Genomic DNA, 17,673 nt, shown 5'->3' on the forward strand with positions numbered 1-17,673 from the left:
TATTTTTTGATCAGTCCGGCGAAGGCTTTTGGCCACTAAGGAGCGTGCCATGACCAAATCTGAGTTGATTGAGCGCCTGGTCGCCCGTCATCAGGATATTCCTATCAAGGATGTCGAAAACGCGGTTAAGACCATTCTGGAACAAATGGCCGAAGCTTTGGCGCGGGGTGACCGTATTGAGATCCGTGGCTTTGGCAGTTTTAGCCTGCATTACCGCGCACCGCGGATGGGACGCAATCCTAAAACCGGTGAATCGGTGCCTTTAGGCCCGAAATATGTGCCGCACTTCAAACCGGGCAAAGAGCTGCGTGATCAGGTCAATACTGACGAGAATACGCACTAAAAGGGCGTGACTACCACTTTGCGTCTATTGGCCCCTTTGGTTAAAGCCTCTACAATGCCCCCTGATCGGCAATAACAGAGAGAGGCAGCCTGTGCGTTTAATCAAAGGATTAATTATGGGGGCGCTGGCCCTGGCGGTGCTTTTTATCGGCATCATGTTTGCCATTCACAATACCCAACCCCTGGCCTTGGATTTGGTCGTATTCAAATTACCAGAGCTGAGCGCTTCTTTGTGGTTGATGATCAGTTTCTTTAGCGGTGGCCTATTGGGTATCGCGCTCAGTATTTTTATGCTGCTGCAAATGAAAGCACGCTTGCTGACGTTGCGCCGCCAGCTGAATCAATCCAATACGGAGTTGAGCAAACTCCGTACTTCCGTGATCAAGCAGGATAGCTGATACCCTCGATGCCCGATTTCGGACTCCTTCTTCTGCTCCTTGCTGCTATTGCCTGTGGCTGGTGGCTGGGGCGTAAAGACTGGCGCAAGAAACGCTTGGTAGAGGTAGCCAACCGGCTACAGCAGGAGTACTTTCTCGGGCTGAATTACCTGCTAACGGAGCGTACTGACGAGGCGATTGAAACCTTTATCAAAGCCTTGGAAGTAAACAGCGATACAGTGGAAACACACCTTGCTTTGGCAGAATTATTCCGCCGTCGTGGGGAGGTGGCACGGGCCGTACAGGTACATCAAACCTTACTCGCCAGACCCGATTTGTCTGCCAGCCATTCGCAGCAGATACAGTTAGGTTTGGCAAAGGATTATCTCTATAGCGGTTTGTTAGACCGTGCGGAAAATCTGCTCAAAGAGGTATTGCAGCAACCAGGGCGCTTTAAGCGGGAAGCTCTGCAACTGCTGATGGGGGTCTATCAGCAGGAGCGCGACTGGCAAAATGCACTCTTTACCGGGCAGCAATTATTGAACTTGATGCCGCAGGATGAACGGGTACGTCGCCATCTCTCCCATTATGCCTGTGAGTTAGCGGAACAGGCGCTCCAGGGTAGTCAGCGTGCCAGTGCACGCCAGTATTTACAGCAAGCTTTGCAGCTGGATAAAAGCTGTGCTCGAGCGTGGTTGTTGCTGGCACGGTTGGATTTTAACGAAGGCAATCCTCGCTCGGCATTGAAACAATTGCGTCAGTTCCGTCAGCATGGCGAGGAAATGCTCAGTGAGGCGGTAGAGCTTTTGAGCCAGATTTATCTGAGCCAGGATCAGGAAAAGGCGCTTCTGAAGCATCTGCAAGAGTGGCAGCAGCAAACCCCATCTACCACCATTATGCTGGCGATAGCGCAGTTGATGCAGCGTCGTCAGGGGGACTTCCCAGCGGGTTTCTATGTAACGGAACAACTGAAGCATCGGCCTACTATTAAGGGCATGCTCTTTTTAATTGACTTGCATCTGGTATACGCCAATAGCCAAACCAAAGAGAGTTTGCAGGTACTGCGCACGATGATGGCGCAATTGCAGGCGAGTCGTGCCATTTACCAGTGCCGCCAGTGTGGTTTTCAAGGTCGCCAGTTGCATTGGCAGTGCCCCAAGTGCAAAGAGTGGGGTAGCGTTAAGCCTATTCGTGGGGTAGAGGGGGACTAGTCTTTCTCCCTCCCCGATACTGTATTGATAAAGCGATGACAGAGTGAGTGAGTAAGCATTGAACATGCAAGAAACTAAGCCCGTCGTGGTGGCATTGGATTATGCCGATCAGGCTGCTGCATTAGCGACTGCAGCCCGTTTAGATCCCCAACTGTGCCGGGTTAAGGTCGGTAAAGAGCTATTTACCGCTGCAGGGCCGGCGGTGGTAGAAGCGCTGCAACGGCAGGGCTTTGAGGTTTTTCTGGATCTGAAATTTCACGATATTCCCAACACGGTGGCCATGGCGGTAAAAGCCGCGGCGGAGTTGGGGGTGTGGATGGTCAATGTGCACGCCAGCGGCGGACGTAGAATGCTGGAAGCAGCGCGTAACGAGCTAGATAAAAGACAAGGCAACAAGCCATTGCTGATTGCGGTGACGGTGCTGACCAGCATGGAGCAGGCAGATCTAGCTGATATCGGTTTAGATATTGAACCTCAGCAGCAGGTGAAGCGCTTAGCCGCATTGACCGCAGCGGCTGGTTTGGATGGGGTCGTGTGTTCGGCACAGGAGTCCAGCCTGCTGAAGGCCGAACTGGGATCGGCATTTAAACTGGTGACTCCTGGAATCCGCCCTGCAGGTTCTGCTGCTGGTGATCAGCGCCGGATTATGACACCGGCTGAAGCCCTTGCAGCAGGTAGTGATTATCTGGTGATTGGACGTCCTATTACCCAGGCGTCTGAACCTGTGCAGGTGTTGGCGCAGATTCAAGCGAGTCTGGGGCTGTAATCCAGCCTCCTCTTCTACTTGTGATAACAGGCGCAGGATTGACCCTTGCGCCTGTTTTTTAGTGCTGTTCCAGCAGTTGTGGCGATTGTCCCTGGGGCTGTTGAACCTGTAGTTGCAAGTCATGCAGCCGCTGCCGGGTGCTTTGTAAGAGTGCGTCGATGACCTGGGTGGCCTGCTGAAATAGGTGTTCCCCCTCCAGTCGCGTGCTGGCATTTTGACCCAGTTGTTCAATGACGAGCAACAGCTGATCAATATCGCGCTGTAGGCTGTGCTCAAGCGCGGCCTGCTCACTCAGACGACGACTGCGCGCCAGTAACAGGCAGAGGGTTAGTCTTAATAGCGCAGGGCGTTTGCTGTCGTTGGCCGCCTGGCTGCCCAGGGCACGTAGCTGGCCCAGACATTCAGCCAGTTCTGGTAACACTTGCAGGGTGGCTAGCGCCTGTTGACGTACCCAGGGTTGCGGATGGCTGGTTAAACCATGCAGATCGGCGATGCGCCAAACCATGTCGAGTAAGCGGTTGATCAGCCCGGTATGGCAATGAAAACTATCCTGCAGACTGAGCTGGCCATCCTGTTGGCATAGGGAATGCCAATCCGCGCACCATTGTGGCCAGATCTGTGGCAAGGATTCCAACATCGCCGGGTCGATCTGGCGGACGATACGCTCCAGCTGTTGGCGAACATCGAGTAATTGTGCACGTACCGGGCGACCATTCAGCAGATTACGCTCCAGACCACGATGCTGCTGCAGCAAGCGCAGGCTTTCTAGCAGGCTCTGCACCTGATCTAATCCTTGTAACCGTAATGAGCGCAGCTTGTGTTGCTGTCGGCCTTGATAAATCAGGGTGCTTAGCAGTAGCAAAACCAGGGTCGTGAGGATCAGACTCAAGGTCATATTAAGGCTCCTTAAACTGGTTGAGGCGTTGCGACAGCTGGCGTAAATAGCCAATCATGTCGAGGGTATCCTGTAGGTGAGCATTGAGTTGTTCGGCGACCTCCGCCAGTTCCAGGAAGCGTTGTTGATTATCCTGACTGGCTAAGCGGTGCTCGCGAATGGCTTGGTGTGACAGGGTAGCCTGCAGCAGGCTTTGCTTAGCATCCTCACTCAGGCTGCCAAGATCCTCGGCCAACTGTTGGGTATGGAGGACGCATTGGTTTAAATCCAGACGGCTGTGTTTTAGCTCGGCATCAACCTGATGCACATCCTCGGCCAGGCTGTTGGTGAGCTGGCGGATATCCCGGGAGGCCTGATCAGAGTGCTGCGCCAGGGAGCGCACCTCGGCGGCAACCACTGCAAACCCCCGCCCGGCATCACCGGCACGGGCGGCCTCAATGGCGGCATTCAGTGCCAGGAGGTTGATTTGTGCTGCGACCCCTTCGATGACTTCGGCAAAACCACGAATCGCTTCGGTATGCTGAGCCAGCTGACCCATGGCCTGTTCCAGCTGCTGCAGGCGCTGCGATACCTGTTCCATTTGCTGTTGACTCTGCTGGGCGTAAGCGAAGCCCTCCTGGCTATACGCATGGGTATGACTGGCGCGCTCGCGGCTTTGCTCGGCCATATCCGCCAGGCTATTGACGCTGACCTCCATCTGCTCACTGGAGCTGACTAAGGTGCCCAGCGCATCCTGCTGACGTAAATGCAACTGTTCGACTTCGGCGGAGGCCTGTTCGAGTAATGCAGCGCTTTGGGCCGTTTCAAGAGCTAATTGGCTAATTAACTCTTGATTACGCTGCAAGCGGCGGGTGTGTTCATTAAAGCCTTGGGTCAGGGTGCGGCGATCGGGTTCAAGTGCCTCTAATGGACGAATATGCGGAGCTTTAAGCCAGGCATGTAAGTGCTCCCGTTGGTTGGCCAGGCCGGCTAATAGCAGGATGCTGAGCAGGCAAGTCAGTACCAGCAAACTCAATCCCAGCGCTTGGCTGATAGGCCAGCTACTGAGGGCTAATGCCAATAAGGTCAATAGGGTGAGTGCCTGAGTCCAGCGTTTGGGATTGAGTGCCTGGATCAGGATGGCACTCAGGCTCTGGGGGAGAGACATTAGCCTTAGCATGGAAGCATCCTTTATCGATCGAACAACGCGATGGCGATAGCACAACAGGGGCTATGGCCGATCACGGGGTAGCTACCAGCAGAAAGCGTGCCAGTTTAAAGGGGCTGTTTTAGCGGTTAGGTGGCGGGTAGTGAGTGTAAATGGTGCACCTGCACAATCGGCGTGCACCAGCTTAGACAGGGGAGGAGGGGTAGGCCATACCAGGCAGGTACTAAAAAACAGCACTCAGTGGCCTGTTAAGTAGCTCAGTAAAAAATGGCTAAGCCTGATGGTTCCTGGCATAGCAGGATGCTGTGCAACTGATACAGCAGGGCTGAATTTAGTCTTGGCACAGGGGTTGCAATGCTAGTGGCAGTGATCACTGCAGTACCAGGAATGCCAGTATGCAAGATAGCAAGCCTAGCGCGGCTGCCAGGGTATTAATTATTGATGATGAGCGTGGCCGTTCGGCCATGTTGGAGCAGGCCTTGGCCGACCAGGGCTACACCGTGGTGGGACGTATCCGTACCGGCCTGGGATTGCTTAAGGCGGTGGATGACATTCAACCGGATATCATCATCATCGATATTAATGCGCCGGATCGTGACATCCTGGAACACATGTCCATGTTGCATAAGCACCTGCCTAAGCCGGTGGTGATGTTTGCTGAGGATGATCGTCCTGAAGTGATTGAAAGTGCCATCAGGGCGGGGGTCAGTGCTTATGTGGTGGATGGTATGCAGCCTAAGCGGGTGCGTTCCATTCTGCAGGTCGCAACGGCGCGATTCCGGGAATACCGGGCATTGCAGGATGAGTTGGAGAAAACCCGCGACCAGCTGGAGTCCAGGCGTATCGTGGATAAGGCCAAAGGCCTGTTGATGAAACACAAAGGCATGGATGAAGACGAGGCGTACAAAGCCTTGCGGTCGATGGCCATGAGTTCAAACCGCAAACTGGTCGATGTGGCACGCAGTGTCACCCAGGTACTGGAGCTGTTGAATACTTAAGTAGACAAGAAAACGAGAAAACAGTGCGGATAGGTTGGCAAGGCTTGCCTGCTTATCCCGAACAAGGGCGTTCACAACAAGGCAGGTTGCCTTGCCGTGAACGCCTTTTTTATTGCCTGAAACTTACCCAAGCAAGGGAGTCTAGCTATGCAAGATAAATGCAAAATGACACGTCGCCAGTTGTTACAGGCCTCAACCACCTTGGCAGGAGGAGCCATGATGATGGGTGCCGCCCCCAGCTTTTTACGATCCGCCGCCTATGCTGCTGGCTCGGAAGGGCTTGAAAAAACCGACTTAACCCTGGGTTTTATTCCACTGACTGACTGTGCTCCCATTGTGGTGGCATATGAGAAAGGCTTCTTTAAAAAGTATGGCTTGAACGTCACCCCCTCCAAAGAGGCATCCTGGGCCAATATTCGCGACAAGGTCACCATTGGTGAGCTGGATGGTGCGCACATGTTGGCGGGGATGCCGATTGCCTCCACCCTGGGGGTGGGCGCGGTGGCAAAGCCCACCATTACCGCCTTCAGCATGGATTTAAACGGCAATGCCATTACGGTCTCCAATGAGCTCTATGAGCGGATGCTGGAGGCCGATCCTGCCGCCATGCAGGAGTCCCCTGTCTCTGCCCGCGCATTGAAAAAGGTGATCGATGCGGATAAAGCAGCCGGCAAAGAGCCGATGACCTGGGCCATGGTGTTTCCGGTATCCACCCACAACTACGAGCTGCGCTACTGGATGGCCTCAGCCGGGATCGATCCTGATAACGATGTGCGCCTGATTGTGATTCCGCCGCCGCAGATGGTGGCAAACCTGCGGGCGAAAAACATCGTTGGTTACTGTGTCGGTGAGCCCTGGAACGAGCGGGCGGTGAAGCTGGGTATCGGTCGTACCCTGATCACCAATTATGAAATCTGGAATAACAATCCAGAAAAGGTATTTGGGGTAAATCAAGAATGGGCAGACAAGTATCCCAATACTCATAAAGCCCTGCTAATGGCGTTGATTGAAGCCGCGCAGTGGATGGATAAACCAGAAAACCGCATGGAAGTGGTGAAAATTATTAGTCAGAAATCCTACGTGAATGCGCCGGAAGAAGTGGTGAAAATGTCGATGACCGGCACCTTCCACTATGCCGCCAACGATCAGCCCAAGCCGCTGCCGGATTTCAACGTGTTCTTCCGTTATGCCGCGACCTTCCCCTGGCGTTCCCATGCCGAGTGGTTCATCACCCAGATGTACCGCTGGGGACAGATTGAGCAAGTGATCAATATCCGTGAGGCTGCCGCGCAAATTTATCGCCCTGATCTTTATCGGGAAGCGGCGAAGGAGCTGGGTATCGCCTATCCGCTGGTGGATCACAAGCAGGAGGGGAACAACAGCTTAAATTGGCAGCTGACGGATGCCAGCGCGCCTATTCAAATGGGAGCGGATCGTTTCTTCGATGGCAAAACTTTCAACCCGGCGGACTTGGTGGGTTATATCGACAGCTTTGCCATTAAGAAGCTGGCGGTCGATCTGGCGGCATTGAAAGCGGCCAATTAATCCACTGTCACGGGGGCTGTGGTGAAGGATAGCCGACAGCGCCCCACACATTTTGCTCAGCCAGGTGCCGAGGCAGCCTGCGCTGAGCCTGACCAGATTGGTAGGATGAGAGGTAACGATGAGCACCCTAGAGCACTCAGGGATCGCCAAGCTGGCTACCCTGGCCACCACCCCGACAAATAAAGTACCTGTTAACGCTGCCGCACAGACAAAGTCCGAAGAAAGATTTGCGGAGGACAAGCGTTTTGAGCAGATGCTGGAGTCCATGCGCCCCCTGCTGCAGAGTTTGATTTTGCCATTTTTGACCTTTGCCGGATTGGTCCTGATCTGGGTGATGGTACAGCAACACCTGGCCACCGATTTGCCCACCCCGGCACAAGTGTGGCAACAGAGCCTGGAGCTGTTTGCCGATCCTTTTTATCAAGCAGGCCCCAATGATATGGGCATTGGCTGGCAAGTTCTGTATTCGTTAGGACGGGTCATGCTGGGCTTTGGGCTGGCGGTACTGGTGGGTATCCCCGTGGGTTTTTTAATGGGGATGAGTCCGGTGTGCAAACGCGCCTGGTTGCCCTTGGTACAGATTCTGCGGCCGGTATCACCGCTGGCCTGGCTGCCTATCGGCCTGTTGTTGTTTAAAGCAGTCGACCCCTCCGCCATCTTTGTCATCTTTATCACCGCGATCTGGCCGGTCATTGTCAATACGGCTGCCGGCGTCGAGGCGATCCCCAATGACTATATGAACGTTGCCCGGGTGTTACGGCTGGGGCGGCTGGAAATTGCGCGACGCATTCTGATTCCAGCAACCCTGCCGGCCATCATCACCGGTATGAAGTTATCACTGGGGGTAGCCTGGATGGTGATCGTTGCTGCAGAGATGCTGACCGGCGGCATTGGCATTGGCTTCTACATTTGGGACGAGTGGAACAACCTCAATGTCAGCTCCATTATTGTCGCTATCCTGATTATCGGGGTGGTGGGAATCCTGCTGGAGAGCCTGATGAGTGGGTTGGAGCGTCGCTTCAACTACAACAGCCACTAAGAAGTGAGCGGTTAAGGAGAGTGAGATGGCAAGTTTTCTGAGTTTGGAACAGGTCGGTATCTGCTTTAACAGCCAAAGTGGCAGTTTCCGAGCGTTGCAGGATGTGAATCTGAAAATTGAGCAGGGTGAGTTTGTCTCCATCATTGGTCACTCCGGCTGCGGTAAATCCACGGTATTGAATATTGTCGGAGGTTTGCTGGAGTCAAGCGAAGGAGGGGTCATACTGGAAGGGAAAGAAATCCGTGAGCCTGGGCCGGATCGCGCCATCGTGTTTCAGAACCATTCGCTTTTACCCTGGTTGAGTGTTTACGACAATGTGCGGATGGCGGTGGATAAGGTCTTTACCGCCAGTAAGAGTGCCAGTGAGCGGGACGAGTGGACTCGTCATAACCTCAAACTGGTACAGATGGATCATGCTTTGGATAAGCGCCCGCACGAAATCTCCGGGGGAATGAAACAACGGGTAGGCATTGCCCGGGCTTTGGCCATGCAACCCAAGGTATTGTTGATGGATGAACCCTTTGGCGCACTGGATGCCCTGACTCGGGCCCACTTGCAGGATGCGTTGATGGAGATTCAGGCCAGCCTGAATAACACCGTGATCATGATTACCCACGATGTGGATGAGGCGGTGCTGTTGTCGGATCGGATTGTAATGATGACCAATGGCCCAGCCGCCACCATCGGCGAGGTGTTAAGGGTACAGCTGGAGCGCCCCCGTCAGCGCCTGCAGTTAGCGGCAAGCGAGGCCTACAGTCACTACCGGGCTGAAGTGATTCGCTTCCTCTATGAGCGTCAGCGCAAGCCATCTGCGGCTTAACCGAGGTTTGTCCTCCTTAGCTCGGCCTTGCGCCGGACTAGGGAGGGCGCTAAGGTGCTTGCCTGCCCTTGGTTAAGGTAGTAAACGGATGCTGGACTTTGCGCAATTTCGTGCCTGTATTTTTGATTTTGATGGTGTCTTGGTGGATTCCGAACCCGTGCATGCGGAGGCAAAGGCACTGACGCTGGAGCAGTATCAACTGCAATGTCCGCCTGGAAGTGTACAGGCGTTTGTCGGGCGGCCGGATTCAGCTTATTTCGAATGGTTGGCTGAGCAGATGACCTTGCCGGTATCGATTGCTACGCTGTTGGAAGAGAAACACCGTTTTTACCAGGCCTTGTGGGATGAAGTGGCCCTGATTGATGGCAGCCTGCACGCTGTACGTGCGTTACGTCAGCGTTATGGCAAGTTAGGTCTGGTGACCTCGTCAACCCGCCATGATGTTGATTTGATTGCTGGTAAATACCTGTTGCGTCCCTGGTTTGATGTCATTGTCACCCGTGACGATTGCACACAGCATAAGCCTGATCCAGCCCCCTATCTGCAGGCTTTATCCCAATTGCAGTTACCGGGCCAGCAGGTGTTGGTGATTGAGGACACCCCTAACGGCGTCAAGGCGGCGAAAGGGGCGGGTTGCCAAGTATTAGGGCTGACCACCAGCTTTGATGCAGAGGTGTTAGTGCAGGCCGGGGCAGATGCCTGTCTGGAAAATTATCAGCAGTTACAAACCTGGCTTGCGGCTTAGCCTGACTGTGCCAGCCGCTTAGTGTTGTCATCTCCTTGCCAAATCAAGCGGTTACGCCCTGCTTGCTTGGCTTCATAGAGACTGCCATCGGCCAGCTGAACGAGGCGTTCCGCATTGACTTGGCGATTGCCGGGTAAACAGCTGGCGCCTCCTGCACTCAGAGTCAGCCAGGGGTGGGCGCTAATACTTTCATGGGGCAGTTGCAGTTCCTTTACTGCCGCTAGGCACGTTTCTAGCCGTTGTCGGGCGGTGTTTGCATCACTGCCGGGCAGAACCAGTAAAAACTCTTCGCCACCGTAGCGGGCGACAAAGTCATGTTCACCCTGCAGGTGCTTTTCCAGGGTTTGTGCCACCTTACTGAGGGCATGGTCGCCAGCAGCATGACCATAGTGGTCGTTGTACTGTTTAAAGTAATCGATATCCAGCATGGCGACGGAGAAGGGCAGGTGAGCGACCAGGCAGCGCTGCCATTCTTCGGCTAATTTGTCATTAAGGCGACGACGGTTAGCAACGGCAGTGAGGGGATCAATATTGGCCAGCTCTTCCAACATGCGCCGCTGTTTAGCCAGTTGCAGGTGAAGTTTAATCCGTGCTTTGACAATGGTGGCTTGGAAGGGTTTATGAATATAGTCGCAAGCCCCTAACTCAAAGCCTTTAATTTCGCTACCCACATCCCCCAGTGCACTGATGAAAATAACCGGAATAGCACTGGTTTCCGCCCGCTGTTGCAGCAGGCGAATCACGGTAAAACCGTCCATCTGCGGCATAACAATATCCAACAGAATGAGATCAGGCTTTAATAATGCGGCCTTGGCGAGGGCTTGTTCGCCACTTTTCGCCAGTACAACCTTAACCTCGTCCCTGAGTAAATCGCTAAGAATTTTAAGGTTGCTCTTTTCATCATCCACAATTAGGACGGTTTGAGCTTGGTTAATCACACTTTCACTCTTCTTATTAACGGTAAGCCTTTGCCGAGGGGCGCGTGCTTGACCTACTGCTTATTGGGAGTGTCCTCGGTCAGGGTGGCGAGCATGTCAATAATGAGGGTGGTTGCTCGCTCAAATTCAACTTCGTCGATCCATTGACGCAGTTGTTCAATCTTTCCTTGGTAGGGCTCGGGGAGGCCCATCGCATCTAATTTAGTGAGGTGATCCTCGACAGCAAAGTCAGATGTTTCAAGCAAAGCTTGTGCCTGTTTTAACAGATCTACAAAGGTCTGTATATCAAACGAGGTTCGCTTAACCCCATTAGTAACAGTGACATTTGTCGTCTCTTCTTCCTCTAGGCAGGGCGCCAGGGCGCTGATTATAGCGGCGATTTGATGACAAACTTGAGCAAAAGCTTCTTGCGGTAACTGGTTTTTGGCGAGGGCATCTTCTAGCTCAGCACAACGGTGATGCAATTCCATGGCGCCCAGGTAAGCGGCGTTAGACTTTAGCGAATGGATACGAATATGCAACTTGTCTAATTGACGCTGGCGCGCCATGTCGGCAAAGCGCTGGGGCGCATCCTGGTACTCACGATGGAAGTCACGCAGCAGTTGCCAATATAGGGCTTGCCGCCCTTTGATCCGCTTTAATGCACTGTTGAGGTCAAACAACGGACTTTGTGCCAACTGATTAAGACGGGGATCGGCTAAATCCCCATTTGGCACGGGAGAGGGTTGCGCTGCAGGTTGTTTGGGGGCGAGCAGGCCGTGCAGGCACTCGTACAGTTCATCCGGATGCAGTGGTTTATTGAGATGGGCGTTCATGCCGGCGGCTAAGCTTTGCTGTCGGTCTTCTTCCAGAGCATGAGCCGTCATGGCGACAATGGGGAGCTGAGTACTGTTGTGCTCCTCGCGCAGTAGACGGGTGGCGCTGAGGCCATCCATTTTGGGCATCTGCACATCCATCAATACCAGATCGTACTGGGAGGCCAGGATTTTCTCGACCGCCTCCAGGCCATTTTCAGCTACATCAATATCGGCGTGGGTATCTTCTAAAAAGCCCAATGCGACCTGACGGTTAATCGGATTATCTTCCACCAGTAAGAGGCGATAGCCCTGCAGATTAGGGATAGCACTGGTGGCTGCTGGCAAGTGGGGTTGGATTTGTTCAGGCGCCAGGCAGGTTTGGATGGCCTGGATTATCCCATCCAGGCGCCAGGGTTTATCCAGCAGGGTATGAATGCTGTTATGGCTCTGGTTGGCCAGCTGAGCTTTGACTTTGTCGGCACTAAAGGGCGACACCATCAGGGCGATGGGGAGGTCAGGTAAGATCTGGTGGAGATTACTGGCGCTTTGGATGCCATCCATGCCGGGCATGTGCCAATCCAGCAGGACAGCATCATAAGCGCGATGCTGCTGGAGATGCTTGACCGCAGCATGACCACTTTCCAGACACTGTACCTTGGCTCCCAGCGCGGAGAGTTGCTGTTGCAGGATCAGGCTGGCGTGGGGGTTATCATCGACAACCAGCAGGCTTAAGCCGAGTAGCTCATCACCTTGATAGGCGGAGGTTAGATTCTCCGCAAGGGGCAAGTAGAGGCTAAAGGTTGAGCCCTGGCCCAGTGCACTGGCGACTTCAATATGGCCGCCCATTAGTTCCACCAGCTGTTTGCAGATAGCCAGACCCAAGCCGGTGCCACCAAATTGCCGGGTGATACTACTATCGGCCTGAGTAAAGGGGCGGAACAACAGCTGTTGTTGTTCACTGCTCATGCCAATACCGCTGTCTTCTACACTGATCTGCAGCCAAAATTGTTGGCGAAGGTGTTGCGGATGGACGCGCAGGATGACTTCGCCTTGCTCGGTAAACTTGATGGCATTACTGAGCAGGTTAACCAATATTTGCTGTAGACGGAGTGGATCCCCTTGTAAAAAGCGTGGTAGGGCCGGGCTGAGGTCAAGAATCAACTCCAGGCGCTTCTCACAGGCTTTGAGCGCGCAAAGGCTAAGGCTGCGTTCCAGCACCTTATGCAAATCAAAGCGAATGTGTTCCAAGCTCAGCTTATGGGCCTCGGTTTTGGAGTAGTCGAGGATGTCGTTGATGACGCCGAGCAGCAGTTCACCCGCACCCCGGATTTTATCCAGATAATCGCGTTGCTCATCATTTAAGGGGGTTTTCAGCGCCAAGCGACTGAGACCGATCACCGCATTCATGGGGGTGCGGATTTCGTGGCTCATGGTGGCCAGGAACAGTGACTTCGCACGGCTCGCCTCTTCGGCTTTGAGTTTGGCTTCATTTAGCTGTTGAGTACGCTCATCTACCCGTTGTTCCAGGGTGGCGTACAGCAGGGCGTGCTCAATTGAGATAGCGGCCTGGGCAGCAAGAATACTGAGCAAGTGCAATCGCTGCGGGGTAAAGGCCGCATCGATATGGTTATTTTCCAGATACAGCAAACCGAGCAGGGTATCTTGGCGCATAATCGGCTGGCACAGCAGTGAGCGCGGCTGCTGTTGTTGGATGTAACGGTCCTGTCCAAACTGTGGGTGGGCGAGCGCCTCATCCAGAATCACCGGCTTACGGGTACGCAAGCTATAGGCTAATAAGCTGGTGGGCAATGGATACTGTCCCTGTTCATTTTCAGACAGATTAAGGCTGATGCCCTGGCAGACTTTGACCCAATCCTCATCCAGGTTGCCATAGGCTTCCAAATAACAACGACCCTCACGTAACAGTACCAAAGCACCGGCCTGGGCTCCGGCTTCTTCCATCAGGGTACGCACTAATTTGTATTGCAGTTGATCCAGGGCCAGTTCCGTCGAGATGATCTGCAGTGCCTTGAGCACCGCCATCATATCCAGATTAGCGCCTTGTTTAGCGGAGACAGAACCGTACTCCGAGAACAATACATGGCTGCTGAAACTGCCCAGGCTGCTTGGTTGTTCTGGATTGCGCAGTAACCACTGGGGGTAACTTTGTTCTAACAGGTGTAATTTGCCCTGCGCGCCCCACTGCAGATAGGCGTTGTGGGCATCAAGCATATAGGTGCGGGCAACCTTGTGTTTGCCCAGGCTAAGCCAGAATAGCGCTGCCAATTCGTTAGCTTCGGCCAGGTGCTGGCTGAAGCCTTGCTGTTGGGCAGACTCGATTGCCTGGTCGTAGTAATCCATTGCTTGCTCAGCTTGGTGCTGTAAACGGGCGAGTTCAGCCGCAACCAATAGGGCTTTATGGGCAAAGTTCTGCGGGCAATGAGCAGCCCAGGTTTGTAGCTTGCTCAGGTTGGCCTGCATCCGCTGCCAATATAGCGCTTGAGTTTCGGTATTGGCGGCGGGGTAGAGCTTGGCCAGGATCAGGGCCTGATAATAGGCATGTTCGGCAATGGAGAACCAACCAAAGGTTGCGGCCAGAGTGGCTTCGGCTTCCTCACTCCAGTGTAAGGCGGTGGAGTAGTCGCCGAGTAAATAGGCCGCCTGCATTTTGTTGTACTGATAGTAATTTAGGCAAAGTACACGGCCGCCGGTCTGCATGGTACTGACAAAGTCTGTCTCAGCTTGTCCTTCTGCCTCCCAGTCGATGCCTTGTGGCGGTGTGCGTTGTAACACCTGGATGGACTTCACCAAAATACGGTGCACTTCCAGGGTGTTGGGATCGCCAATTTGCTCCAGTAAGGGGCGATAGTGCTCACACTCCAGTGCCAGGGTCCCCAAGTGGGTACCTGCATGTTGGCGATGTTTGAGAATATGAAAGGCCGAGTATCCTATCCAGATTTTGTCGCCGGTCTCTAGCCCCGCTTGTAAGGCGGTTTGCAGTAGCGGGATATTGCTGGGCAAGTGGCTGGACCAAGGGCTATTGGTCACAGCGAACATGGTGTAAACCTTGCACTTGAAGGGCAGGTTATGACTGCGTTCGACCAAATCTACCGCCAGTTGGCCAAATTCATAACCCTGCTGATAGCGGCCAAAGAAGGCGGAGAGCAGGGTGCCATAGTTGGCATAGCCAAAGGGTGAAATTGGCGAGTTGCCTGACTCAATCGCCAGGCTGACCATCTTGACCACCGCTAAGGTGCTCATGGGCAGATTGACATTCAAGGCGGCGGGCCACAGTTGGCAATAGAGTAAATGCAACATCTGCGCCTTGGCGTCCTGCATGGCGGGCAAGGTCAGCAGGTTGGCGACTGGATGGTTAGCCAGATAGGTTTCAATCTTGCTGGTTTCCTGGGCCATTTTGGCCTCAATGGCCGCCGGTTCTTCGGGCCAGTCTTCGCCTAGTTGGCGAATCGCGGTGCAGGCAATTTGCAGGGCATCATGGAAGCGACCATGGGTGGAGTAGAGCTGGGTGAGGAGGCTATAGACTCCAGCTTTATCTAACTCATTGGCGGCATGTGTCAGGGCTTGTTGGCAAAAGGCATAGGCTGCTTCCGTTTGGCCACAAAGATGTTCGCATTCCGCCCGCTGCAGATGCAGGTCAAAACAGAGGCTATAGTGCTGCTGCCAATCGGTGCTGGTCAGCATGTCCATCCCGGTTTGGCTAAAGTGCAAGGCCGGCTCGAACGCGCTGCTGCGCTTAGCCTTCAGGGTGGCAGCAAGGTTTAGCTGTACCAGGGCAATGCGTTCTGCTTGCTGATCTAACAGTGAACGTGCTGCATTCAGGTGATTAGTCAGGGTGAAAAGGGCTTCGGTGCCTGCTTGGGCCTGGCTTTGCAGATAACGGCCAATACAGAGGTGAGCTTCAGCCCGTTGTTGTTCGGCTAGTAGACCGTAGGCAGCTTGCTGAATCTGATCATGCAGGAAGCGGAACTGGCTATGGGGATCCTTGACCTGCTGGAGGTTTTCTTCCAGATAGAACTGGCTGTCTAAAGGGACTAGCACCCCGGCCCTTAGGCATTCCTCCAGAGTGGGTAGCGGTAGTTGCTGTTGTTTGAGCAAGTGAGCCAGGGTAGCAAGCTCAAAACGGTTACCGATACAGGCGGCCAGCTGTAAAACCTGTTGGGCCGCAGGGCTGAGCTGACGAATTTTACGGGTCATTAAGTCAACGACATTGGCGGACACATCCCAGTCGCGAATGCCGGTTAAATCCCAACGCCATTGGCCTGCTTCTTGGTCGCAGTAGATCAGTTTGTCTTTGACCAGGGTTTGTAGCAGTTGATTGAGGAAAAACGGGTTACCCAGCGTTTTCTCAAAGCACAATTGGGCAAGAGGGGCGATTTCGACTTTGCTGCTGTGTAGGGTATCAGCAACAAGTTGCTGCACATTCTCTAATGCCAGCGGCCCCAACTCCAGCACCCGAGGAGCGTGTTGATGCTCCTCCAATTGATGAATGAGTTGCTGCAGGGGGTGGCGGCTATCGACTTCATTAACCCGATAGGTGCCTAAAATCAGCAAATGATGCAGTTGCGGGTCAGTAATTAAAACTTCAATCAGCTTAAGTGAAGCACTGCTGGCCCATTGTAGATCGTCCAGACAAATCACCAGGGGATGATCGGCGCTGCAGAAACAGCGGATAAACTGCTGTACCACGTAATGGAAGCGGTTCTGCGCCTCTGTGGGTGGCAAGGGTGGCACCTCAGTACTATCAGGCAGGAGCAATGCCAGTTCTGGCAACAGGTCGGTGATGAGCTTGGCATTGTTGCCGAGGGCCTGCTGCAAACGCTCGCGCCACAGAGAGACTTCCTGCTCATCTTCACTGAGGATGCTTTGGAGTAGCTCGCCCCCCAGCTGTTGGAAGGCCAGATAGGGAATATCACGTTTCAGCTGATCAAATTTGCCGCTTAAAAAACGCCCGCGTTTAGCCAAAATCGGCTTTTGCATGGCCGTGACCAACGCGGTTTTACCCACGCCGGAGTAACCACTGATCATCACGAGACGACAGCTACCCTGACTCACCAATTGGAACTCTTGTTGCAAGTGTTCCAGCATCGCCTCACGGCCATAAAGGTGCTGGGGTTGTAAGAGCTGGGTTGCCACGTCTTTGCTGGCCAAAGCAAAGTCTGTCACGGTACCAGCTGCCTGCAGCTGACGCTTGGCTTCAAGCAAATCCACTTTGAGCCCGTAGAGGCTTTGATAACGCTCCTCCGGTGCTTTGGCCATCAGTTTGAGAATAATGGCCCCTAAAGCGTTAGGAATAGTGGGGTTCCATTGCTGTGGAGCGGCTGGGGTAATGGCCAGGTGGCTATGTACCAAGGTCATGGGGTCATGACTGGTAAAAGGCAGTTGGCCACTGAAAAGCTCGTAGAGAGTCACCCCCAGTGAATAGTAATCCGCACGGTAGTCCAGTACACGATTGACCCGCCCTGTGTGTTCCGGAGCCATATAAGGCAAAGAGCCAATCAAGTGGTTGAGGTTGGTGACCAGGGGAACTTCAAGAGAAAGTTCAGACGCCACACCAAAATCAGCCAGACGCAGCTCCTGGGTGGCGGGGTTCCAAATGATATTGCGTGGGTTGAGATCATTATGGGTAACTTGAGCTTGGTGAATCTTACCCAGGGCTTCAACAATTTTCAGTGCCAGCTCCAAGCCTTCTTCCACACTGGGACGGCGCGCTTGCAGTGTTTCGGCCAGAGCATGCCCACCAATGTCTTCCGTTACCATCACCAGGGTGTTGTCATAAGGTAACAGGTCCAACACCTTGATCACGGCGCCACTGTCATGCAGGCGGCGGCTGATAGCGAACTCCCGCTGGAACTGTTTGCGCTGCTCAGGGGTGGGGTACTCATGCTTGAGCACCTTCATAATGACGGGCTCGCCATCGCTGATTCGAGTCCCCTGGTAAATCAGCGAGTGACGACCTTCATGAATTTTTTGCGCAAACTGATAACCGGGAACACTGACCACCGTGGCGGCTCCTTTTCACAGACAAGAGGGGC

At 53.8% G+C, this 17,673-nt stretch carries 13 protein-coding genes; 9 read left to right on the forward strand and 4 right to left on the reverse strand.

Annotated features, from left to right (window positions below):
* Positions 1-49 precede the first annotated feature (49 nt).
* The 4 genes from ihfB (at position 50) to pyrF (ending at position 2,696) form a co-directional block, all read left to right on the forward strand.
* Entirely contained in the window at positions 50-343 is a 294-nt protein-coding gene (gene ihfB / locus Q334_RS0110360; protein WP_027313146.1) for an integration host factor subunit beta, read from the forward strand.
* Between the two features lie 91 nt (positions 344-434).
* On the forward strand, positions 435-740 hold the full coding sequence (locus Q334_RS0110365) for a lipopolysaccharide assembly protein LapA domain-containing protein (RefSeq protein WP_027313147.1): 306 nt from the start codon (positions 435-437) through the stop codon (positions 738-740).
* Positions 741-748: 8 nt separating this feature from the next.
* Positions 749-1,930: a lipopolysaccharide assembly protein LapB gene (gene lapB, locus Q334_RS0110370; RefSeq protein WP_027313148.1), complete on the forward strand. Its 1,182-nt coding sequence runs from the start codon at positions 749-751 to the stop codon at positions 1,928-1,930.
* Between the two features lie 64 nt (positions 1,931-1,994).
* Positions 1,995-2,696 (forward strand): orotidine-5'-phosphate decarboxylase, encoded by a 702-nt coding sequence (pyrF, locus tag Q334_RS0110375; protein ID WP_027313149.1) that lies wholly within the window; start codon positions 1,995-1,997, stop codon positions 2,694-2,696.
* A 58-nt stretch (positions 2,697-2,754) separates the two neighbouring features.
* On the opposite strand, the gene Q334_RS0110380 is transcribed toward pyrF, so the two are convergent.
* Together Q334_RS0110380 and Q334_RS0110385 are read right to left on the reverse strand one after the other, a co-directional pair.
* The gene (locus tag Q334_RS0110380; RefSeq protein ID WP_027313150.1) at positions 2,755-3,591 is read right to left on the reverse strand and encodes a hypothetical protein; all 837 of its coding nucleotides are present in this window, start codon (positions 3,589-3,591) and stop codon (positions 2,755-2,757) included.
* Position 3,592: 1 nt separating this feature from the next.
* Complete coding sequence (locus tag Q334_RS0110385; RefSeq protein ID WP_081414419.1) at positions 3,593-4,750, reverse strand: methyl-accepting chemotaxis protein; 1,158 nt, start codon at positions 4,748-4,750, stop codon at positions 3,593-3,595.
* Between the two features lie 383 nt (positions 4,751-5,133).
* On the opposite strand from Q334_RS0110385, the gene Q334_RS0110390 reads away from it, so the two are divergent.
* The 5 genes from Q334_RS0110390 to Q334_RS18785 all read left to right on the forward strand — a co-directional run bounded on the left by Q334_RS0110390 (position 5,134) and on the right by Q334_RS18785 (position 9,885).
* Complete coding sequence (locus Q334_RS0110390; RefSeq protein ID WP_027313152.1) at positions 5,134-5,736, forward strand: ANTAR domain-containing response regulator; 603 nt, start codon at positions 5,134-5,136, stop codon at positions 5,734-5,736.
* A gap of 147 nt (positions 5,737-5,883) precedes the next feature.
* Complete coding sequence (locus Q334_RS0110395) at positions 5,884-7,281, forward strand: CmpA/NrtA family ABC transporter substrate-binding protein (RefSeq protein WP_027313153.1); 1,398 nt, start codon at positions 5,884-5,886, stop codon at positions 7,279-7,281.
* 118 nt (positions 7,282-7,399) lie between these two features.
* Positions 7,400-8,320, forward strand: coding sequence for a nitrate ABC transporter permease (ntrB, locus tag Q334_RS18780; RefSeq protein WP_081414420.1), 921 nt, complete (start codon positions 7,400-7,402; stop codon positions 8,318-8,320).
* A 25-nt stretch (positions 8,321-8,345) separates the two neighbouring features.
* A complete protein-coding gene (locus Q334_RS0110405; RefSeq protein ID WP_027313154.1) occupies positions 8,346-9,140 on the forward strand; it encodes an ABC transporter ATP-binding protein in 795 nt (264 codons plus the stop codon).
* An 88-nt stretch (positions 9,141-9,228) separates the two neighbouring features.
* On the forward strand, positions 9,229-9,885 hold the full coding sequence (locus Q334_RS18785) for an HAD family hydrolase (RefSeq protein ID WP_035461316.1): 657 nt from the start codon (positions 9,229-9,231) through the stop codon (positions 9,883-9,885).
* On the opposite strand, the gene Q334_RS0110415 is transcribed toward Q334_RS18785, so the two are convergent.
* Complete coding sequence (locus Q334_RS0110415; protein WP_051527709.1) at positions 9,882-10,823, reverse strand: diguanylate cyclase domain-containing protein; 942 nt, start codon at positions 10,821-10,823, stop codon at positions 9,882-9,884. The genes Q334_RS18785 and Q334_RS0110415 overlap by 4 nt on opposite strands.
* 53 nt (positions 10,824-10,876) lie before the next feature.
* On the reverse strand, positions 10,877-17,641 hold the full coding sequence (locus Q334_RS18790; protein ID WP_051527710.1) for a response regulator: 6,765 nt from the start codon (positions 17,639-17,641) through the stop codon (positions 10,877-10,879).
* Positions 17,642-17,673 lie beyond the last annotated feature (32 nt).

Origin of the sequence: Balneatrix alpica DSM 16621 (genome assembly GCF_000619885.1) — a bacterium.
GTDB lineage: Bacteria > Pseudomonadota > Gammaproteobacteria > Pseudomonadales > Balneatricaceae > Balneatrix > Balneatrix alpica.

Coding starts and splice junctions, on each gene's coding strand:
- ihfB (WP_027313146.1), top strand. CDS start 50: ATGACCAAATCTGAGTTGATTGAGCGCCTGGTCGCCCGTCATCAGGAT.
- lapB (WP_027313148.1), top strand. CDS start 749: ATGCCCGATTTCGGACTCCTTCTTCTGCTCCTTGCTGCTATTGCCTGT.
- pyrF (WP_027313149.1), top strand. CDS start 1,995: ATGCAAGAAACTAAGCCCGTCGTGGTGGCATTGGATTATGCCGATCAG.
- Q334_RS0110380 (WP_027313150.1), bottom strand. CDS start 3,591: ATGACCTTGAGTCTGATCCTCACGACCCTGGTTTTGCTACTGCTAAGC.
- Q334_RS0110385 (WP_081414419.1), bottom strand. CDS start 4,750: ATGCTAAGGCTAATGTCTCTCCCCCAGAGCCTGAGTGCCATCCTGATC.
- Q334_RS0110390 (WP_027313152.1), top strand. CDS start 5,134: ATGCAAGATAGCAAGCCTAGCGCGGCTGCCAGGGTATTAATTATTGAT.
- Q334_RS0110395 (WP_027313153.1), top strand. CDS start 5,884: ATGCAAGATAAATGCAAAATGACACGTCGCCAGTTGTTACAGGCCTCA.
- ntrB (WP_081414420.1), top strand. CDS start 7,400: ATGAGCACCCTAGAGCACTCAGGGATCGCCAAGCTGGCTACCCTGGCC.
- Q334_RS0110405 (WP_027313154.1), top strand. CDS start 8,346: ATGGCAAGTTTTCTGAGTTTGGAACAGGTCGGTATCTGCTTTAACAGC.
- Q334_RS18785 (WP_035461316.1), top strand. CDS start 9,229: ATGCTGGACTTTGCGCAATTTCGTGCCTGTATTTTTGATTTTGATGGT.